The sequence below is a fragment of the Streptomyces sp. NPDC055962 genome (assembly GCF_042270185.1).
Classification (GTDB): Bacteria; Actinomycetota; Actinomycetes; order Streptomycetales; family Streptomycetaceae; genus Streptomyces.
The window spans coordinates 529,157-547,604 of the sequence record NZ_JBHJYN010000003.1 but is presented as its reverse complement, the minus strand read 5'-3'; the positions used below and the strand labels follow the sequence as shown (position 1 = coordinate 547,604).

Sequence of the window (18,448 nt, the reverse complement as noted above, 5' to 3'; positions counted from 1 at the left end):
GCGGGTTCTGAGGAGGCGGTGGCGATGAACGGAACAGTCGGGGCCGACGGCGGTGTGCTCGAGGGCGCGGTGATCGCGGTGGCCGGGGCGGCAGGCCCGGCGGGCCGGGCGACGCTGCTCAGGCTCGCGGAGGCGGGGGCGACCGTGGTCGCCTCCGACGCGAACCCGGAGCGGCTCGTGGAAGCGGTCGACGCGGCGCGCTACGCCCACGGCGGAGCCACCGTCACCGGTGACACGGTCGATCTTCTCGATCCGGGCGCCGCGCGGGAGTGGGCTCTGAAGACGGAGAAGGAATTCGGACGCGTCGACGGCCTGGTCCACCTCGTCGGCGGCTGGCGTGGCGGTTCGGGCTTCGCGGACACCAGTCTCGCCGACTGGGACTTCCTCGAGAAGCTCCTGATCCGCACCGTGCAGTCCACTTCGCTGGCCTTCCAGGAGGTCCTCCAGCGGAGCGACCGGGGCCGGTACGTCCTCATCAGCGCGGCCGGGGCCAGCAGCCCCACCGCCGGCAACGCGGCCTACGCCGCGTCCAAGGCGGCGGCCGAGGCCTGGACGCTCGCCCTCGCCGACTCCTTCCGCAAGGCGGGGGGCGACGCGGGCCCCACATCGGCTGCTGCGATCCTGGTGGTCAAGGCACTGGTGCACGACGCGATGCGCGCCGAGCGCCCGAATGCGAAGTTCGCGGGCTTCACGGACGTCACGGAGCTGGCCGAGGCCATCGCCGGGGTCTGGGACGTGCCCGCCGGAGAAGTGAACGGAAAGCGTCTGTGGCTGACCCCGCAACCGTAAGGACCGACGCGCGACGTCATCACGACCCGCAGGTGCGCGGTTTCGCCAGTGACAACTACGCGGGTGCGCACCCGGAGATCCTCGCCGCCCTCGCCCTCGCCAACGGAGGCCATCAGGTCGCCTACGGCGAGGACGACTACACCGAGCACCTCCAGCGCGTCATGCACAGCCACTTCGGCCCCACCGCCGAGGCCTTCCCGGTCTTCAACGGCACCGGGGCCAACGTCCTCGCCCTCCAGGCGCTGACGGACCGCTGGGGTGCGGTGATCTGCGCCGAGTCCGCCCACATCAACGTGGACGAGGGCGGGGCGCCGGAGCGGATGGGCGGGCTGAAGCTGCTCACCGTGCCGACGCCGGACGGCAAGCTGACACCGGAGCTCATCGACCGGCAGGCGTACGGCTGGGACGACGAGCACCGGGCCATGCCGCAGGTCGTCTCCATCACCCAGAACACCGAGCTCGGCACCGTCTACACGCCCGGCGAGATCCGGGCCGTCTGCGACCACGCGCACGAGCGGGGCATGAAGGTGCACCTCGACGGCGCCCGGATAGCCAACGCCGCCGCGTCGCTGGACGTGCCGATGCGTACGTTCACCAACACGGTGGGTGTCGACGTGCTCTCGTTCGGCGGCACCAAGAACGGTGCGCTCTTCGGCGAGGCCGTCGTCGTCCTGGACCCGGACTCCGTCCGGGCCATGAAGCACCTGCGCAAGCTGTCGATGCAGCTCGCCTCCAAGATGCGTTTCGTCTCGGTCCAGCTCGAGGCGCTCCTCGCGCGGGACCTCTGGCTGCGCAACGCACGCCATGCCAACGCCATGGCCCAGCGGCTCGCCGAAGGGGTCCGGGCGGTCGACGGGGTGGAGATCCTCCACCCGGTCCAGGCCAACGCCGTCTTCGCGCGGCTGCCGCACGAGGTGACCGAACGGCTGCAGAAGCGGTTCCGGTTCTACTTCTGGGACGAGAAGGCCGGTGACGTCCGCTGGATGTGCGCCTTCGACACCCGTGAGGACGATGTCGACGCCTTCCTGCTGGCCCTCAAGGAGGAGATGGCCCGGCAGTAGGTGCCGGAACGCGTGTACGGCCGGCCAGGAGCTCCTGGCCGGCCGTACACGCGTTCCGGGGCCCGGCGTGACGTTTCCTCCGCCGGGCGTCCGCTCAGCCGCGCTCGCGCACCTCTGCGGGCGTCGGGGCCGTACCGCCGAGGTGCGCCGGGACCCACCACGTGTCGGTCGCGTCCTTGGGTCGCACCGGGTAGGCGCGCTGCGCCGCTTCGAGGAGCTCCTGGACGCGTTCGCGCAGGCGGCGGGTGATCGCACCGGCGTACTGGTCGGTGGGTGCCTCCACGGCCTCGCCCACGCGGATCGTGATCGGGGTGTGGCTGCGCCGGAAGTTGCGGGGGCGCCCCTTGGTCCACAGCCGCTGGGTCCCCCACAGCGCCATCGGGATCAGCGGGACGCCGGCCTCCTGGGCGAGCCGTGCCGCGCCCGACTTGAAACTCTTCAGGGTGAACGACTGCGAGATGGTCGCCTCGGGGAACACGCCCACGATCTCACCGGAGCGCAGGGACGCGAGCGCGTGCGCGTAGGCGTCCTCCCCCTGGTCGCGGTCGACGGGGATGTGCTTCATGCCGCGCATCAGGGGGCCGGACACCTTGTGCCGGAACACCGACTCCTTCGCCATGAAGCGGACGAGCCGCTTCTGGGGCAGGGCGCCGAGTCCGGTGAAGATGAAGTCCAGATAGCTGATGTGGTTGCTGACCAGAACCGCGCCACCGGTCTTCGGGATGTGCTCCGAACCCTGGGTGTCGATCTTCAGGTCGAGCGCCTTGAACAGCGTGCGAGCGGCGCCGATGACCGGCCGATAGACGAGTTCTGCCATCTGGATGAAGACCCTTCTTCAATGCCTGGGGAGGGTTCTCCCGGCGGAAGTTACGCAGCCGTAGGTATTCGGCATTGGGGCGATCGTGCCCCATGTGTGACGCCGTGGCCAGCCCCAAAGGCCCCGGGGCGAGAGATTCTCGTCACGTGAGTCCTGCGGGAATGTAATGACGCCGCAGGGTGCTGACGCTCTGCGCGGAGATGCGAGAGGGAGGCAGGGATGGACGGGCGGTCGGCCACCGGCACGCTGGACGCGGCCCAACTGGGCGCGGAACTGGGGGAGCGGGCCACGCTGGTGCAGTTCTCGAGTGCGTTCTGCCAGCCGTGCCGGGCCACCCGGCGCACGCTCGCGGAGGTGGCGGGCATGGTCGAGGGCGTCGCCCACGTCGAGATCGACGCCGAGGCGCATCTCACCCTGGTGCGCAGCCTCGGTATCACCAGGACCCCCACGGTCCTGGTGCTCGACGCGGCGGGCCGCGTGGTGCGCCGGGCGGCGGGGCAGCCCCGCACGGCGGATGTCGTCGCCGCTCTGGGGCAGGCGATGTGACGGACCGTGACGCATCTCCCACATGACGGGACACGCTTGACTGTGCACACCACGTATCGTCAGTCTGACGCCATGCCGCCAGAACTCCTTCTCCACGGCCGGGTCCACGTCGACCTCGTGCGCCACGCGAGCGCGCGCTGTCCGGGTGCCTGAAGCACCCGCGGCCCCGCACGCCTCCCCGCAGAAGGATCTCCTCATGACGGCCTCGCCCGATCTCGGCACTGCACGGACCGCAGCCCCCGAGCTCCTCCGCTCCGTCTTCCGCCGGCACGCCGCCGGTGTCGCCGTGATCACCGCTGCCGGAGCGGGCCCGGTCGGGTTCACCGCGACCTCGCTCAGCTCCGTCGCCGCCGAGCCCCCGCTCGTCTCCTTCGGTGTGGGCACCTCGTCCTCCAGCTGGCCCGTGATCGCGGAGGCGGAGCACGTCGGTGTGCACATACTCGGCGAGGAACAGCACGAGCTGGCCGCGACGTTCGCCCGCAGCGGGGCCGACCGGTTCGGCCCGTCCACCGACTGGCGCACCGGCCCGGAAGGGGTGCCGCTCCTCGGGGGAGTGGTGGCCTGGCTGGTCTGCCGGGTGGTGGCCCGGATCCCGGCGGGCGACCACCGCATCGTGATCGCCCGGGTGGAGGCCGGGGACCCTTCCGGTGAGGGCCGGCCGCTGGTCTACCACCAGGGCCGATTCACCGCTCTGCGAGACTGAGGGCGAGCAAGGCGGCACAGGGGCCCGGCCGTTGGCTACGTCACAGTTCCAAGCGCTTGCTTATGGGTAACGTACTGGGTGTACTGGCGAGTAATATTTCAGCCGGGGGCTCGGTCGCCCCGACCGGAAACCGCCCGATAAGGCGCCTATGCTGCGTGCAACAAGGCAGCCCAGAAATGACGATGCAGTAGGAGAGCCGGCGTGAGCTTGAGGATCGTTGTCTGTGTGAAGTACGTGCCCGACGCCACCGGCGACCGGCACTTCGCCGATGACCTGACCCTGGACCGTGACGACGTCGACGGTCTGCTGTCGGAGCTCGACGAGTACGCGGTCGAGCAGGCGCTGCAGATCGCCGACGAGGCGGACGACGCGGAGATCACCGTGCTCACGGTGGGCCCCGAGGACGCCAAGGACGCGCTGCGCAAGGCGCTGTCGATGGGCGCCGACAAGGCCGTCCACGTCGAGGACGACGACCTGCACGGCACCGACGTCATCGGTACGTCCCTGGTCCTGGCCAAGGCCGTGGAGAAGACCGGATACGACCTGGTCATCTGCGGCATGGCGTCGACGGACGGCACCATGGGCGTGCTCCCGGCGCTGCTCGCGGAGCGTCTCGGCGTCCCGCAGGTCACGCTGCTCTCCGAGGTCTCGGTCGACGGCGGCTCGGTCAAGGGCCGCCGTGACGGCGACACCGCGAGCGAGCAGCTCGAGGCGTCGCTGCCGGCCGTGGTCTCGGTGACCGACCAGTCGGGCGAGGCCCGCTACCCGTCGTTCAAGGGCATCATGGCGGCGAAGAAGAAGCCGGTCGAGTCCCTGGACCTCGAGGACCTGGAGATCGAGGCGGACGAGATCGGCCTGGGCGGCTCCTGGACCGCGGTGGACTCCGCGGCCGAGCGTCCCGCCCGCACGGCGGGCACGATCGTCAAGGACGAGGGCGAGGGCGGCAAGCAGCTGGCCGAGTTCCTCGCGGGCCAGAAGTTCATCTGAGCCCCGCCCGTCCCCATCGCCGCCCCGCCTCTTTCGCACGCAGGAGATTGAAGTCCCATGGCTGAAGTTCTCGTCTATGTCGACCACGTGGACGGTGCCGTCCGCAAGCCCACCCTGGAGCTGCTGACGCTCGCCCGCCGCATCGGCGAGCCGGTCGCCGTCGCGCTCGGCAACGGGGCCGCCGACACCGCTGCCGCGCTCGCCGAGCACGGCGCGGTCAAGGTGCTCACCGCCGACGCGCCGGAGTTCGCCGACTACCTCGTCGTACCGAAGGTGGACGCCCTCCAGGCCGCCTACGACGCGGTCTCCCCGGCCGCCGTGCTGCTGCCCTCCTCGGCCGAGGCGAAGGAGATCGCCGCCCGCCTCGCGCTGCGCATCGGCTCCGGCATCATCACCGACGCCGTCGACCTGGTGGCCGGTGACTCGGGCCCGGTCGCGACGCAGTCGGCGTTCGCCGCCTCGTACACCACCAAGTCCCGTGTCTCCAAGGGTGTTCCGGTCATCACGGTCAAGCCGAACTCGGCCGCCGTCGAGGCCGCCCCGGCCGCGGGTGCCGTCGAGGCCCTGACGGTCGCCTTCTCCGCGACGGCCACCGGTACCAAGGTCCTCTCCCGCACCCCGCGTGAGTCGACCGGGCGCCCCGAGCTGACCGAGGCCGCGATCGTCGTCTCCGGCGGCCGTGGCGTCAACGGCGCGGAGAACTTCGCCGTCATCGAGGCCCTCGCGGACTCCCTCGGTGCGGCCGTGGGCGCCTCGCGTGCCGCGGTGGACGCCGGCTGGTACCCGCACACCAACCAGGTCGGCCAGACCGGCAAGAGCGTCTCCCCGCAGCTGTACATCGCGTCCGGCATCTCCGGCGCGATCCAGCACCGGGCCGGCATGCAGACCTCGAAGACCATCGTCGCGGTCAACAAGGACGCCGAGGCGCCGATCTTCGACCTCGTCGACTACGGCGTCGTCGGCGACCTCTTCGCCGTCGTCCCGCAGCTCACCGACGAGGTCAAGTCCCGCAAGGGCTGATCCGGCCGGAGCTCGGCCCGTACGACGGCCCGGGGCCGCGTGGTGTTCCCACCGCGCGGCCCCGGGCCGTTTCCGGTCACCATTGACGCGCGACCTGGGGACTTATAACTTCACTATGCGGATGAAAGATTCCGGGAAGTGGAAATTACTGAACACGTGGAGGGTACGTTCATGGGTCAGCAGGAGAAGGTGGCAACGAGCCTCGCCGGCGCGGTCGGTCAGGACATCAGCGCCTCCCTCACGGCGGTGGACGCCGAACTCGCCCGCCGCTACCCGGGGGACCCCGGTACACGCCAGCCCGTCCATACCGTCTACGTCCCCGCCGACACCTTCACCGCCACCACTCTGCGCACGTGGGGCGACCAGGCGCTGGAGGCGCTCGACGAGCACGCCCCCGACGCCGCCGCCTTCGCCGAAGTGCTCGGCATCCCGCAGGAGCTCGCCGCGCCCGTGCACGACCGGGTGCGCGCCAAGCTGGAGCGCGAGCCGGTCGAGGACCTGCGCATCGACTTCGAGGACGGCTACGGACCGCGCCCGGACGCCGAGGAGGACGAGGCCGCCGCCCGCGCGGCACGCCTGGTCGCCGAGGCCTACGCCGGCGGGACCGCCGCTCCCTACATGGGCATCCGGATGAAGTGCATGGAAGCCGCCGTGCGCGACCGGGGCATCCGCACCACCGACATCTTCCTCACCGGCCTGATGCGCGCCGGAGGCCTCCCCGAGGGGCTCGTGCTGACGCTGCCGAAGGTGACGTACCCCGAACAGGTCACCGCGTTCGTGCGTCTCCTGGAGGCCTTCGAGCAGACCCACGGCCTGCCGGCCGGACGCCTGGGGTTCGAGATCCAGATCGAGACCAGCCAGTCGATCCTCGCCGCCGACGGCACCGCCGCCGTGGCGCGCATGATCGACGCCGCACAGGGGCGGGCGACCGGCCTGCACTACGGCACCTTCGACTACAGCGCGTGCGTGGGCGTCAGCCCCGCCTACCAGGCCAGCGACCACCCCGCCGCCGACCACGCCAAGGCCGTCATGCAGGTCGCGGCGGCGGGCACCGGCGTGCGGGTCTGTGACGGCTCCACCAACGTCCTCCCCGTCGGGCCCACCGCGCAGGTCCACGACGCCTGGCGGCTCCACCACGGCCTCACCCGCCGCGCCCTGGCCCGCGCCTACTACCAGGGCTGGGACATGCACCCGGGCCACCTGCCCACCCGCTACGCCGCCGTCTACACCTTCTACCGGGAGGGACTCGGCCAGGCCGCGTCGCGGCTCGCCGCCTACGTGGCCAAGGCCGGCGGGGACGTCATGGACGAGCCCGCCACCGCGAAGGCGCTCAGCGGCTACCTGCTGCGCGGCATCGACTGCGGGGCCCTGGACACCGAGGAGGTCACCGGTCTCACCGGCCTGACCCGCGCGGACCTGGACGGCTTCGCCTCGCCGCGCCGCGGCGGGCTGACCGTGACGGCGCCGTAGCCCCGGCTCCGCCCGGGAGGTGGCGGCGCCGTACCCCCTCCCGGGCGGTGCGGCGCCGTGGTCCGTCTCAGGCCGGCGGCAGTTCTCCCGAGCCGCGGGGGATGAGCCGGGTGGGGAGTTCCACCCGGGCCGGGGCATGTGCGGCGCCGTCGAGGCGGCGGAACAGGTGTTCCGCCGCGGTGCGGCCGACGGCCGCGGCGTCCTGCGAGATCACGGTGATGCCGAGCAGGTCGGCCAGCTCGATGTCGTCGAAGCCCACCAGGGCGATCCTGCGGTCGCACTCGGCCAGGACGCGTACGGCGGTGACCGTCACGCGGTTGTTGCCCGCGAAGAGGGCGGTCACCGGCTCGGGGCCGCCCAGCATGGCCTCGGCGGCCGCCCTGACGCGGGCCGGGTCGGTCGGGCCGAGCGAGACCCAGCTGTCCTCGACGTCTATCCCCGCGTCGGCCAGCGCCGCGTGGTACCCGCGCAGACGTTCCGTCGCCGTGTGGATGCGGGGCTGGTCACCGATGAAGCCGATCCTGCGGTGGCCGTGCGCGATCAGGTGGGCGACGCCCGCGCGTGCGCCGCCGAAGCTGTCCGAGAGGACCATGTCCGCGTCCACCCTGCCCGCCGGACGGTCGACGAACACGGTCGCGATGCCCGCCTTCATCTCGGGTTCGAGGTAGCGGTGGTCGTCGCCGGCCGGGATGACGATGAGCCCGTCGACCCGGCGGGCGCACAGCGCAAGGACGAGCTCCTGCTCGCGGTCGGGGTCCTCGGCGCTGGAGCCGTTGATCAGCAGGGCGCCGTGTGCGCGGGCCACTTCCTCCACGGCGCGGCTCAGCGGGCCGTAGAAGGGGTCGGCCAGGTCCTCCAGGACCAGGCCGATGGAGGCGGTGCGCCCCTTGCGCAGGACTCGCGCGCTGTCGTTGCGGCGGAAGCCGAGGGCCTCGATGGCCTCCTGGACGCGGCGCTCGGTGTCGGGCGTGACCCCGGGCTCGCTGTTCACCACGCGTGAGACCGTCTTGAGGCCTACTCCGGCTCGGGCCGCCACGTCCTTCATGGTCGGCCGGTTGCCGTAGCGGGACTCGGAAGGGCGGGCGGTCTCGGCCACGGTGCGCTGTCCTGTCGTCGGGGACGGGGTGATTCCGGGCTCCGCGGGTGCTGCCGGGGAGGTCCGGAGTGTGTGGCGTCGAGCATAGGCCCTGGACAACGTTGTCAAGAGAATGGAGACTGGGGAGGCCATCTGATTGAAGTCGCAGGTCCTGCGCCTCACCCCTCCGGAGAGTCCACACCGATGCTTACCGACCTCGTCGCCGCGCTCGACATCGGCGGTACCAAGATCGCCGGTGCGCTGGTGGACGGAGGCGGATCCCTGCTCGTCCGGGCGCAGCGCCCGACGCCCGCCCGTGACGGTGCGGAAGCCGTGATGGGCGCCGTGAGCGACGTCCTGGCGGAACTGACGGCCTCTCCGCTCTGGCACCGGGCCGGCGCGGTCGGCATCGGCTCCGCGGGGCCCGTGGACGCCTCGGCAGGCACCGTCAGCCCGGTCAACGTCCCCGGCTGGCGCGACTTCCCGCTCGTCGACCGGGTGGCGGCGGCGACCGGCGGCCTCCCGGTGACGCTCGTCGGCGACGGGGTCGCGATGACGGCGGCCGAGCACTGGCTGGGCGCCGCCCGCGGGTACGACAACGCGCTCTGCCTGGTCGTCTCCACCGGCGTCGGGGGCGGCCTCGTACTCGGAGGGAAGCTGCACCCCGGCCCCTCCGGCAACGCCGGCCACATCGGTCACATCAGCGTCGACCTGGACGGCGACCCCTGCCCCTGCGGCGCGCGCGGCTGCGTCGAACGCCTCGCCAGCGGACCGAACATCGCGCGCCGGGCCCTGGAGAACGGCTGGCGCCCCGGCGCCGACGGCGATGCCACCGCTGCCGCGGTGGCCGCCGCCGCGCGCGCCGGGGACCCGGTCGCGGCCGCGTCCTTCGAGCGGGCCGCCCAAGCGCTGGCCGCCGGAATCGCCGCCACCGCCACCCTGACCGACATCGACATCGCCGTGATCGGCGGGGGAGTGGCCGGCGCGGGCGAGGTGCTCTTCGCGCCGCTGCGCAGGTCCCTGCGCGACTACGCGACCCTCTCCTTCGTCCAGGCCCTCACCGTGACCTCCGCGGTCATGGGTACCGACGCGGGCCTGGTCGGCGCCGCCGCCGCGGCTTCGACGGTCCGCCCCGGCGCCTCGAACGGCGTGCGGGCCGTGGCCGCGCCGTAGCCCGTACCGCCGCGGGCGGGACCGGGCGGCGGGACCGGGCCGCCCGGTCAGCGGCCCCGGTCCGCCGCCTGCTGGGGCACCACCACGAGGAAGGCGTCCCGGTCGAGGTCCATCACGACCTCGGCCGCCAGACCCTCGCCGCGGCGGGCCGCCGCGAACTCCTCCGCCGGCCGGCTGCCCCGCGGCCCTCCCGCGGGAAACTGCTCAAGTACCGTGCGACGCACCGTGCATCCCCTCGTGGTTCCGATGACTGACCGTTCCAACGAGGTCCCGGCGTCACCCGTTACGGTGGCGCGAGCGTCCGGGCCCCCGCCGCCGGACGCCCCCGGCGCCCGCGCCGGCGCAACCGCATTCCCCCGGCGGGTTTCCGGAGCGGGGTGATGCGGGCAAGCCACAGGGGGCTACGGAAGAGGGGGACCCGTGATCGTCTGGATCAACGGTGCGTTCAGTGCGGGCAAGACCAGAGCCGCGTGCGAACTGATCGATCTGATCCCGAACAGCACCTTCTACGACCCCGAACTGACCGGCGGGGGGCTTAGCCGGCTGCTGCCGCAGAAGAGGCTGGCGGAAGTGAACGACTTCCAGGACCTGCCGATATGGCGGCGTCTGGTGGTCGACACGGCCGCGGCGCTTCTCGCCGAACTCTCCGGAGTGCTGGTCGTGCCGATGACACTGCTGAGGCAGGACTACCGCGACGAGATATTCGGCGGACTGGCCGCCCGGCGCATACCGGTGCGCCATGTGCTGCTCTCACCGGAGGAAACGATCCTGCGGAAGCGGATCGCCGAGCGTGAGGAATGTGCCGACGACCCGGAGCGCAGCGAACGGGTCCGGCAGTGGGCCTACGAGCACATCGAGCCCTACCGGGCGGCGCTCGGGTGGATCAGGGCCGACGCCCACACGATCGACACCAGCGCGCTCACCCCGTACGAGACGGCCGAGCGGATCGCCGAGGCGCTGCGCACCGGTGAGGCCGGCGAGTGCGGGATCGTCCAGACCCCCGAGCCGCGAGCGGAGACCGTCGCCTCCGGGGTGCTGCTCTTCGACGAGCAGGACCGCGTGCTGCTCGTCGACCCCACCTACAAGCCGGGCTGGGAGTTCCCCGGCGGCGTGGTGGAGTCCGGAGAGGCCCCGGCGCAGGCCGGGATCCGGGAGGTCGCGGAGGAGCTCGGGCTCCACCTGGGGACGGTTCCGAAGCTCCTGGTCATCGACTGGGAAGCCCCGAAGCCACCCGCGTACGGAGGACTGCGCTTCCTCTTCGACGGAGGCCGGCTGCGCGGCGACGAGGCCGCACGGCTGCTGCTGCCGGGGTCGGAACTGCGCGGCTGGCGGTTCGTCACCGAGCAGGAGGCCGCCGGGATGCTCCCGCCGACCCGTTTCGAGCGGCTCCGCTGGGCGCTGCGCGCCCGGGAACGGTCCACCGTGCTGAATCTCGAGGCGGGGTCGCCCGTGGGCGGCCGGTAGTCCGCCCCCGCGATGGACCGCCGCTCACCGGGCGGCGGCCCGCAGGACGGCCGGCGCGTCGACGGTGAGCGGGTCACCGTGCCCGAAGCAGACGACCGAGGGTGCGAGCGCGGCGAGCCGGGCGACGGACGACCGCGCCTGCGCGTGATCGGTGTTGAACACCCCGGGCATCACCCGGCCCACCCCGGCCACGGAGTCCCCGGTGAACAGGACACCGTGGCGCGGCAGGTGGACACCGATGGAGCCGGGGGTGTGCCCGGGGGAGTGCACCACCCGTGCGCCGTCGCCGAAGGGCAGCTCGTCGCCGTCCTCCAGCTCGTGGTCGACGCGTGTGGGCGGTGCCGCGGGGACCGTCAGGGCGTGCGCGTACAGGGGCCGTTCCCAGTCGTGCAGCACGGGATCCGGGACCGGTTCCTCGCCCCGCACGTACGGGGCGTCCGCCCGGTGGGCCAGGATCTCCGAGCCGTGGCGGTCGGAGAGCTCCTGCGCGGCCCCGTAGTGGTCGCGGTGGCCGTGGGTGAGCACGATGCGCCGGATCCGCCCCGGATCCAGGCCGAGCCGGCGCACGCCGTCCTCGATCGCGCCGGCCGCGCGCACGTCACCGGCGTCGACCAGGGTCAGGTCCGCGCCGTCGCGCCAGAGGTAGGCCTGACCGATCGGGAAGCGGAACAGGTGGAGCCGGGGGAGTACCTCGACGGTGTCCATGCGGCGAAGGTACGGACGGCAGGCGGCCGTCGCCCGGAATTCTGCTCCGGGCGACTTCGCCCGGCGCGTACCTCCGGGGCCGGCGGGCCCTCAGCCCTTCTTGGACTCCGCGTAGTTCCGCAGGAAGAGCGCCTCGGCGACCGAGAGTCGTTCGAGCTCCTGGGGGGAGACGCTCTCGTTCACCGCGTGGATCTGCGCCTCCGGTTCGCTCAGCCCGATGAGCAGGATCTCCGCCTGCGGGTAGAGCGCGGCGAGGGTGTTGCAGAGCGGGATGGAGCCGCCCATGCCGGAGGCCTGCATCTCCTCACCCGGATAGGCCTGCCGCATGGCCTCGGCCATCGACGTGTACGCCGGGCTGGTGATGTCGGCACGGAACGGCTGGCCCTGACCGACCTGTTCGACGGAGACCCGCGCACCCCAGGGGGCGTGCGACTCGAGGTGGGCGGTCAGCAGCTTCGTCGCCTCGGCGGCGTCCTGGCCGGGCGGCACCCGCAGGCTGACCTGGGCCCGGGCGCTCGCCTGCAGCGACGGGGTCGCGCCGACGACCGGCGGGCAGTCGATACCGATGACGGTGACGGCGGGCCGGGCCCAGATGCGGTCGGCGACCGTGCCCGCCCCGATGAGCTCGACGCCGTCCAGCACCTTGGCGTCCGCGCGGAACTCGTCCTCCGGGTACTGGAGTCCGTCCCACTCCGCGTCGGCCGTGAGTCCGTCGACGGTGGTCGTGCCGTCCTCGGACCGCAGTGACGCCAGCAGCTGGATCATCGCCGCCAGGGCGTCCGGGGCCGCCCCGCCGAACTGTCCCGAGTGCAGGTTCCCTTCGAGGGTGTCCACCTTCACCCGCAGCATGGTCATGCCGCGCAGCGTCGCGGTGACGGTGGGCAGCCCCACGCGGAAGTTGCCGGTGTCCCCGATGACGATCGTGTCGGCGGCCAGCAGCTCGGGGTGCGCCTCCGCGTACTGTTCGAGGCCGCCGGTGCCCTGCTCCTCCGAGCCCTCCGCGATGACCTTGACCGAGACGGGCACGCCGCCGTTCGCCTTCAGGGCGCGCAGCGCGAGCAGGTGCATGATGAAGCCGCCCTTGCAGTCCGCGGCGCCCCGCCCGAACCAGCGGCCGTCGCGCTCCGTCAGCTCGAACGGCGGGGAGAGCCACGCGGACTCGTCCAGGGGCGGCTGCACGTCGTAGTGCGCGTAGAGCAGCACCGTGGGCGCACCGGCGGGGCCGGGGAGGTAGCCGTAGACCGACTGGGTCCCGTCGGGAGTGTCGAGCAGGGCGACGTCCTGGAAGTCCTCGGCGCGCAGTGCGTCGGCGACCCACGCGGCCGCCGCCTCGCATTCGCTCCTGGGGAACTGCGCGGGGTCCGCCACCGACCGGAAGGCCACCAACTCGGCGAGCTCCGTCTTCGCACGGGGCATCAGCGAGGAAACGGACTCGGAAATCGGACGGGCGGTCATGGGCACGCTCCTCGTGGGTGCGACGTTAGGACTGTGGCGCGGTGTGTACGCGGCCGGGGGCGACGCCGTGGATGCGACGTTGCGTGTACAACGAATTCATGGCTGATCCTCCCACAGCGGAGTTCTGCCACGACGCGCCGTAGGATGCCGTGAGCACTGGGGCCACAGGTCGGATCGGGAGCAGAAGCACATCGTGAGCAGCGAGAACGCAGACGCCGGACGTGAGCCGGAAGAGTCGTCGTCGGAACCGCAGGAGTCCTCGGTCTGGGATGTCGTCGTGGTCGGCGCGGGCCCGGCCGGAGCTTCCGCGGCGTACGCGGCAGCCGTGGCGGGCCGCCGGGTGCTGTTGCTGGAGAAGGCGGAGATCCCCCGGTACAAGACGTGCGGCGGGGGCATCATCGGGTTCTCGCGGGACTCCCTGCCGCCCGGATTCGAACTGCCCCTGAAGGACAGGATCCACGCGGTCACCTTCTCGCTCAACGGGAAGCTCTCCCGCACCCGCAGGTCCAAGCGCATGCTCTTCGGGCTGATCAACCGTCCGGAGTTCGACGCCGCTCTGGTGGAGGAGGCCCAGAAGGCGGGTGCCGAGCTCCGTACGGGTGTGACGGTGACGCGGGTCGAGCAGCACGGCCCCGCCGTCCCCGACCGGCGCACGGTCGCGGTCGTGCTCGCCGGCGGCGAGACGGTCCTCGCCCGGGCCGTCGTCGGCGCGGACGGCAGCGCGGGCCGCATAGGAGCCCATGTCGGTGTGAAGCTCGACCAGGTGGACCTCGGTCTCGAGGCGGAGATCCCCGTTCCGGAGACGGTCGCCGAGGACTGGGCGGGCCGGGTGCTCATCGACTGGGGTCCGATGCCGGGGAGTTACGGCTGGGTCTTCCCCAAGGGCGACACGCTCACCGTCGGGGTGATCTCGGCGCGCGGCGACGGAGCGGGGACGAAGCGCTATCTTGAGGACTTCGTCGGCCGGCTCGGGCTGGCCGGCTTCGAGCCGACGGTCTCCTCCGGCCATCTGACCCGGTGCCGGAGCGACGACTCGCCGCTCTCCCGCGGCCGGGTGGTGGTCTGCGGTGACGCGGCCGGTCTGCTGGAACCGTGGACGAGGGAGGGCATCTCCTTCGCTCTGCGCTCCGGGCGGCTCGCCGGTGAGTGGGCGGTGCGGATCGCGGAGTCCCACGACGCGGTCGACGCCCGGCGGCAGGCGCTCAACTACGCGTTCGCGATCAAGGCCGGACTGGGTGTGGAGATGAGCGTCGGGCGGCGCATGCTCAAGCTGTTCGAGCGGCGCCCCGGTCTCCTGCACGCCGTGCTGACCGGTTTCCGCCCCGCCTGGAACGCCTTCGCGGGGGTCACCCGGGGGACGACCTCGCTCGCCGAGCTCGTCCGTTCGCATCCGCTGGCCCAGCGGGCGCTCCATGTGATGGACCGCCGGGGAGCGGACGGCGCGGACGGGGTCAGTTCCCGACCGTGATGCGGAAGACGGGGTGGTCGGGGCAGGCGGCGAGGAGCTCGGCGTCGGTCGACTTCGCGGTGATGCCCTGGAAGTACTGGTTGACCTCCCAGCCCCAGCGCTCCAGGTAGGCACGGACGATCCGCGCCTTCTGTTCGTCGTCCGCGATCTCGACGGCGGTGAACGTGCGGACCTTCCGGCCCACCTTCAGCTCTCCGCCCCCGGCCACGCGCATGTTGCGCACCCACTGGGAGTGGCCGCGGGCGGAGATCAGGTACTGGGCGCCCTCGTAGGAGTGGGGGTTCACGGGGATGCGCTGCATCCGGCCGCTCGTGCGGCCCCGCACCGACATCTCGGCGGAGCCGAGGAGGCTGATGCCGTGGCGGGCGAGCCACCCGACGACGCTGTTCATCCGCCGGGCGAAGGCGTTGGCCTGGAGGTAGTACGGCTGCTGCGACATGGGTGACTCCTGCTCCACAGGGAGAGCGGTGCTCTCGCTTGAGATCAGTGTGCACGGGAGCCCCCCTCGAAAGCAAGAGCAGTGCTCTCGTTTGTGTTCGGCGCTCCGATCGCGTGGCACACTGGAGTCCATGAGCACCATCAAAGGGGCCAGGGAACGCGCCCGCATCGAAGTCACCGCGGCGATCAAGGACGAGGCCAGGAAGCAGCTCGCCGCCGAAGGCGCCGCGAAGCTCTCCCTGCGCGCGGTGGCCCGCGAGCTGGGGATGGTCTCCTCCGCGCTCTACCGCTACTTCCCGAGCCGCGACGACCTCCTGACGGCTCTCATCGTCGACGCGTACGACGCGGTGGGGGAGGCCGCGGAGAGCGCCGTCGCGGAGGGCGACGGTCCGCCCCGCCCCGACACCGCCCGCTGGACGACGGTCGCCTGCGCCGTCCGCGACTGGGCACTCGCCCGTCCTCACGAGTACGCGCTGATCTACGGGTCGCCCGTACCCGGCTACACCGCCCCCCAGGACACGGTCGGTCCCGCGTCCCGCGTGGGCCAGGTCCTCATCGACCTCGTGCGCGACGCGCACCGCGCCGAGGGCCTCGCCGTTCCGGTGCTGGACCCCGGACTGCGCCCCGAGGCCGCACGCATCGCTGCCGATCTGGCCCCCGACCTCCCGCCGGCGGTGGTGGCCGCCCTCGTCGCCGCGTGGGCCCAGCTCTTCGGCCTGATCTCCTTCGAGCTCTTCGGCCAGTTCAACCGGGTCGTCGAGGCCCGCGAACAGCTCTTCCGCCACGCGGCGCGTGAACTCGGGCGCTCGGTGGGCCTGCTGGACGGCCGTGTCCCTGCCGGAGCCGGCGGCCCGGGGGCCTGACGCGCGAAGGCGCCGGAGCGGGGACCGTCCGCCCGGACGGGTACTCCACAGGGAGTACGCGCGACCACCACGCCCGGCTGACGTGCAGCGGGGGCCCGCGCGTCTAGCGTGGCCGGTATGGACCAGGAGCGAGCGCATCCGGGCACCGGCCGCCCGGCCCCGGGCGGCCGGTGGCCCGTCCACGGGCCGCCGTGGCGCGGACGGTCCGCCGGCGGCGGGTCCCCGGGCGGTCCGGGTACGGGCGGCGACCGCCTGCCGTGGCTCTCGACGGCCGTGGTCGGTGTGATCGTGATGGGCGGCACCACCGTCGCGGCGCACGGCCAGGGCCGCGAACACCTGGGCCTCGTCGCGCGGCTGCTGCTGCTCGCGGCGGTCGCCGTACTCCTCGTGCGCCACCGCCACCCCGTCGCCGCCGTCACCGGGACGTGCGCCGCGACGCTCGTCTATCTCGCCCTCGGGTATCCCTACGGCCCCGTCCTCCTCGCCGTCGCCGTCGGCTGCTTCGGCGCGGTCGTGTCGGGGCACCGCGAGGCCGCGTGGTGGTCGCTGGGCGCGCTCTGGGCGGGGCATCTCCTGGCCGCGCACTGGCTGTACCGGTGGCTGCCGCCGGACGGCGACGGCCCGGCCCCCTGGAGCCAGGAAGCGTTCGTGACGGCCTGGGCCGTGGCGGTCGTCGCCGCGGCGGAACTCCTCCGGGTGCGCCGTGAGCAGTGGGCGGCGGCCAGGGCGGAGCGGGCGGCCGCGGAGAGGCGGCGGGCCGACGAGGAGCGGCTGCGCATGGCCCGGGAACTCCACGACGTCCTGGCCCACAGCATCTCCGTCATCAACGTCCAGGCCGGGGTCGGGCTCGCCCTGCTCGACGCCGATCCCGAACAGGCGCGCACGGCGCTCACCACGATCAAGTCGGCCAGCAAGGAGGCGCTCGGCGAGGTGCGTCAGGTGCTGGAGAACCTGCGGGCCCCGGGGGACGCCCCGCGCGCCCCCGCCCCCGGACTGGACCGGCTGCCCGAGCTGGTCGACCAGGCCGCCGGAGCAGGGCTCACCGTCACGGTCGGGACCGACGGCGCCCGTGGCACGGTCCCGCCCGGCACCGATCTCGCCGCCTTCCGCGTCGTGCAGGAAGCCCTGACGAACGTGGTGCGGCACTCCGGATCGCGTACCGCTCACGTCCGCCTCACCTACGGGGAGGGGCACCTCGGGCTCGTCGTCGACGACGAAGGGCCCGCGACGGGCGGCGACGCCGGAGGCAGCGGCAACGGACTCATCGGGATGCGGGAGCGTGCCGCCGCGCTCGGCGGCACGATCGACGCCGGCCCGCGACCCGACGGCGGCTTCCGGGTGACGGCGGAACTCCCGCTGAGGCCCGGCCGGGACGGCACCGCCGCACCGGACGGGACGGGGACGGAGGGCACGTCGTGATCCGGGTGCTGCTGGCCGACGACCAGCTGCTGGTGCGGGCCGGGTTCCGGGCCCTGCTGGACGCCCAGCCCGACATCGAGGTGGCCGGCGAGGCCTCCGACGGTGCGGAGGCCGTACGCCTGGTGCGCGAACTGCGCCCGGACACCGTGCTCATGGACATCCGGATGCCGGAGCTGGACGGTCTCGCCGCGACCCGCGTGATCACCGGCGACCCCGCGCTGCACGAGGTGAAGGTGGTCATGCTCACCACCTTCGAACTCGACGAGTACGTCTTCGAGGCGATCCGCTCGGGCGCCTCCGGCTTCCTGGTCAAGGACACCGAACCGGACGAACTGCTGCGGGCCGTGCGCGCGGTGGTGGGCGGGGACGCGCTGCTGTCGCCGGGGGTGACCCGCCGGCTGATCGCCGAGTTCGCGGCGCGCTCCAGGGAACCCGCGGCGGCGACCGACCTGGACGAGCTGACCGAGCGGGAGCGGGAGGTCATGGCCCTGGTCGGCATGGGGCTCACCAATGAGGAGATCGCCCGCAGACTCGTCGTCAGCCCGCTCACAGCCAAGACCCACGTCAGCCGCGCCATGGTCAAGCTGGGCGCCCGGGACAGGGCGCAACTCGTCGTCCTGGCCTACGAGTCGGGGCTCGTGCGCCCCGGCTGGCTCGGCTGACCTGGCCGGGGGCGCCGCTCCTCGGCCGCGCGGGGGAAACGCCACAGCACATGCACGACCCGCAGGACGAACACCAGCGCGCCGAGCACGGCGCCCGCCCGGAACAGCAAGGCCCGGGCGCCGTCCGGCAGGTCGAGGACCACGACGGGGAGGAACACCCCGGCGAAGGCGGCCGCGGCCACCACGGCACCGCTCACGAACGCGTAGCCGATCTCGACGGTCGACGCGTCCCGCTCCGCCTGCGTGCGTCGTGACATGCCCTGAGTGTCACAGGGGAGGCGGCCGGGGACAAGGACGCCCGTCCGCGCCGCGCCCGGGGGCGCCTCGGCACCG

Annotated in this window: 20 protein-coding genes; 13 read left to right on the top strand and 7 right to left on the bottom strand. The window is 72.7% G+C overall.

What is annotated here, in order from left to right; translation table 11 throughout:
- The first annotated feature begins 24 nt into the window (after positions 1 to 24).
- Together ACFC51_RS12995 and ACFC51_RS12990 are read left to right on the top strand one after the other, a co-directional pair.
- Positions 25 to 789 (top strand): SDR family NAD(P)-dependent oxidoreductase, encoded by a 765-nt coding sequence (locus ACFC51_RS12995; RefSeq protein ID WP_376377904.1) that lies wholly within the window; start codon positions 25 to 27, stop codon positions 787 to 789.
- Complete coding sequence (locus ACFC51_RS12990) at positions 768 to 1,850, top strand: threonine aldolase family protein (RefSeq protein WP_376377907.1); 1,083 nt, start codon at positions 768 to 770, stop codon at positions 1,848 to 1,850. The genes ACFC51_RS12995 and ACFC51_RS12990 overlap by 22 nt, the downstream gene beginning before the upstream one ends.
- A 94-nt stretch (positions 1,851 to 1,944) precedes the next feature.
- Here the strand turns inward: ACFC51_RS12990 and ACFC51_RS12985 are convergent, their stop codons facing one another.
- Complete coding sequence (locus ACFC51_RS12985) at positions 1,945 to 2,667, bottom strand: lysophospholipid acyltransferase family protein (protein ID WP_376371457.1); 723 nt, start codon at positions 2,665 to 2,667, stop codon at positions 1,945 to 1,947.
- Between the two features lie 219 nt (positions 2,668 to 2,886).
- Here ACFC51_RS12985 and ACFC51_RS12980 point away from each other — a divergent pair, with 219 nt between their 5' ends.
- The 5 genes from ACFC51_RS12980 to ACFC51_RS12960 all read left to right on the top strand — a co-directional run bounded on the left by ACFC51_RS12980 (position 2,887) and on the right by ACFC51_RS12960 (position 7,393).
- Positions 2,887 to 3,213 (top strand): TlpA family protein disulfide reductase, encoded by a 327-nt coding sequence (locus tag ACFC51_RS12980; protein ID WP_376371460.1) that lies wholly within the window; start codon positions 2,887 to 2,889, stop codon positions 3,211 to 3,213.
- A 196-nt stretch (positions 3,214 to 3,409) separates the two neighbouring features.
- A complete protein-coding gene (locus tag ACFC51_RS12975; RefSeq protein ID WP_376371461.1) occupies positions 3,410 to 3,916 on the top strand; it encodes a flavin reductase family protein in 507 nt (168 codons plus the stop codon).
- 201 nt (positions 3,917 to 4,117) lie between these two features.
- Positions 4,118 to 4,903, top strand: coding sequence for an electron transfer flavoprotein subunit beta/FixA family protein (locus tag ACFC51_RS12970; protein WP_376528516.1), 786 nt, complete (start codon positions 4,118 to 4,120; stop codon positions 4,901 to 4,903).
- Between the two features lie 57 nt (positions 4,904 to 4,960).
- Entirely contained in the window at positions 4,961 to 5,923 is a 963-nt protein-coding gene (locus tag ACFC51_RS12965) for an electron transfer flavoprotein subunit alpha/FixB family protein (RefSeq protein WP_376528513.1), read from the top strand.
- A gap of 171 nt (positions 5,924 to 6,094) precedes the next feature.
- Positions 6,095 to 7,393: a DUF6986 family protein gene (locus tag ACFC51_RS12960; RefSeq protein WP_376371467.1), complete on the top strand. Its 1,299-nt coding sequence runs from the start codon at positions 6,095 to 6,097 to the stop codon at positions 7,391 to 7,393.
- A gap of 67 nt (positions 7,394 to 7,460) precedes the next feature.
- Here ACFC51_RS12960 and ACFC51_RS12955 read toward each other — a convergent pair whose 3' ends face one another.
- Positions 7,461 to 8,489 carry a LacI family DNA-binding transcriptional regulator gene (locus ACFC51_RS12955; RefSeq protein ID WP_376528510.1) on the bottom strand — a complete coding sequence of 343 codons (1,029 nt, stop codon included), beginning with the start codon at positions 8,487 to 8,489 and terminating at the stop codon, positions 7,461 to 7,463.
- 183 nt (positions 8,490 to 8,672) lie between these two features.
- Here ACFC51_RS12955 and ACFC51_RS12950 point away from each other — a divergent pair, with 183 nt between their 5' ends.
- The gene (locus ACFC51_RS12950) at positions 8,673 to 9,641 is read left to right on the top strand and encodes an ROK family protein (protein WP_376528508.1); all 969 of its coding nucleotides are present in this window, start codon (positions 8,673 to 8,675) and stop codon (positions 9,639 to 9,641) included.
- A gap of 47 nt (positions 9,642 to 9,688) precedes the next feature.
- Here ACFC51_RS12950 and ACFC51_RS12945 read toward each other — a convergent pair whose 3' ends face one another.
- Positions 9,689 to 9,865: a hypothetical protein gene (locus ACFC51_RS12945; protein WP_376528506.1), complete on the bottom strand. Its 177-nt coding sequence runs from the start codon at positions 9,863 to 9,865 to the stop codon at positions 9,689 to 9,691.
- 196 nt (positions 9,866 to 10,061) lie between these two features.
- Between ACFC51_RS12945 and ACFC51_RS12940 the strand changes: the two genes are divergently transcribed.
- The gene (locus tag ACFC51_RS12940) at positions 10,062 to 11,105 is read left to right on the top strand and encodes an NUDIX domain-containing protein (RefSeq protein WP_376371476.1); all 1,044 of its coding nucleotides are present in this window, start codon (positions 10,062 to 10,064) and stop codon (positions 11,103 to 11,105) included.
- A 24-nt stretch (positions 11,106 to 11,129) separates the two neighbouring features.
- On the opposite strand, the gene ACFC51_RS12935 is transcribed toward ACFC51_RS12940, so the two are convergent.
- Positions 11,130 to 11,810: an MBL fold metallo-hydrolase gene (locus tag ACFC51_RS12935; protein ID WP_376371478.1), complete on the bottom strand. Its 681-nt coding sequence runs from the start codon at positions 11,808 to 11,810 to the stop codon at positions 11,130 to 11,132.
- Between the two features lie 90 nt (positions 11,811 to 11,900).
- Positions 11,901 to 13,265: a dipeptidase gene (locus ACFC51_RS12930; RefSeq protein ID WP_376371481.1), complete on the bottom strand. Its 1,365-nt coding sequence runs from the start codon at positions 13,263 to 13,265 to the stop codon at positions 11,901 to 11,903.
- A gap of 193 nt (positions 13,266 to 13,458) precedes the next feature.
- Here ACFC51_RS12930 and ACFC51_RS12925 point away from each other — a divergent pair, with 193 nt between their 5' ends.
- The gene (locus ACFC51_RS12925; RefSeq protein ID WP_376371484.1) at positions 13,459 to 14,733 is read left to right on the top strand and encodes a geranylgeranyl reductase family protein; all 1,275 of its coding nucleotides are present in this window, start codon (positions 13,459 to 13,461) and stop codon (positions 14,731 to 14,733) included.
- Here the strand turns inward: ACFC51_RS12925 and ACFC51_RS12920 are convergent.
- A complete protein-coding gene (locus ACFC51_RS12920; RefSeq protein WP_376371487.1) occupies positions 14,717 to 15,172 on the bottom strand; it encodes a nitroreductase/quinone reductase family protein in 456 nt (151 codons plus the stop codon). The genes ACFC51_RS12925 and ACFC51_RS12920 overlap by 17 nt on opposite strands.
- Positions 15,173 to 15,302: 130 nt before the next feature.
- Here ACFC51_RS12920 and ACFC51_RS12915 point away from each other — a divergent pair, with 130 nt between their 5' ends.
- From ACFC51_RS12915 to ACFC51_RS12905, 3 genes are all read left to right on the top strand, one after another.
- On the top strand, positions 15,303 to 16,034 hold the full coding sequence (locus tag ACFC51_RS12915; RefSeq protein WP_376528504.1) for a TetR/AcrR family transcriptional regulator: 732 nt from the start codon (positions 15,303 to 15,305) through the stop codon (positions 16,032 to 16,034).
- Between the two features lie 117 nt (positions 16,035 to 16,151).
- A complete protein-coding gene (locus ACFC51_RS12910) occupies positions 16,152 to 17,453 on the top strand; it encodes a sensor histidine kinase (RefSeq protein ID WP_376528501.1) in 1,302 nt (433 codons plus the stop codon).
- The gene (locus tag ACFC51_RS12905; protein ID WP_376528499.1) at positions 17,450 to 18,115 is read left to right on the top strand and encodes a response regulator; all 666 of its coding nucleotides are present in this window, start codon (positions 17,450 to 17,452) and stop codon (positions 18,113 to 18,115) included. Before ACFC51_RS12910 ends, ACFC51_RS12905 begins: the two co-directional genes overlap by 4 nt.
- Here the strand turns inward: ACFC51_RS12905 and ACFC51_RS12900 are convergent.
- A complete protein-coding gene (locus tag ACFC51_RS12900; protein ID WP_376371498.1) occupies positions 18,076 to 18,372 on the bottom strand; it encodes a DUF6332 family protein in 297 nt (98 codons plus the stop codon). The genes ACFC51_RS12905 and ACFC51_RS12900 overlap by 40 nt on opposite strands.
- Positions 18,373 to 18,448: the final 76 nt, after the last annotated feature.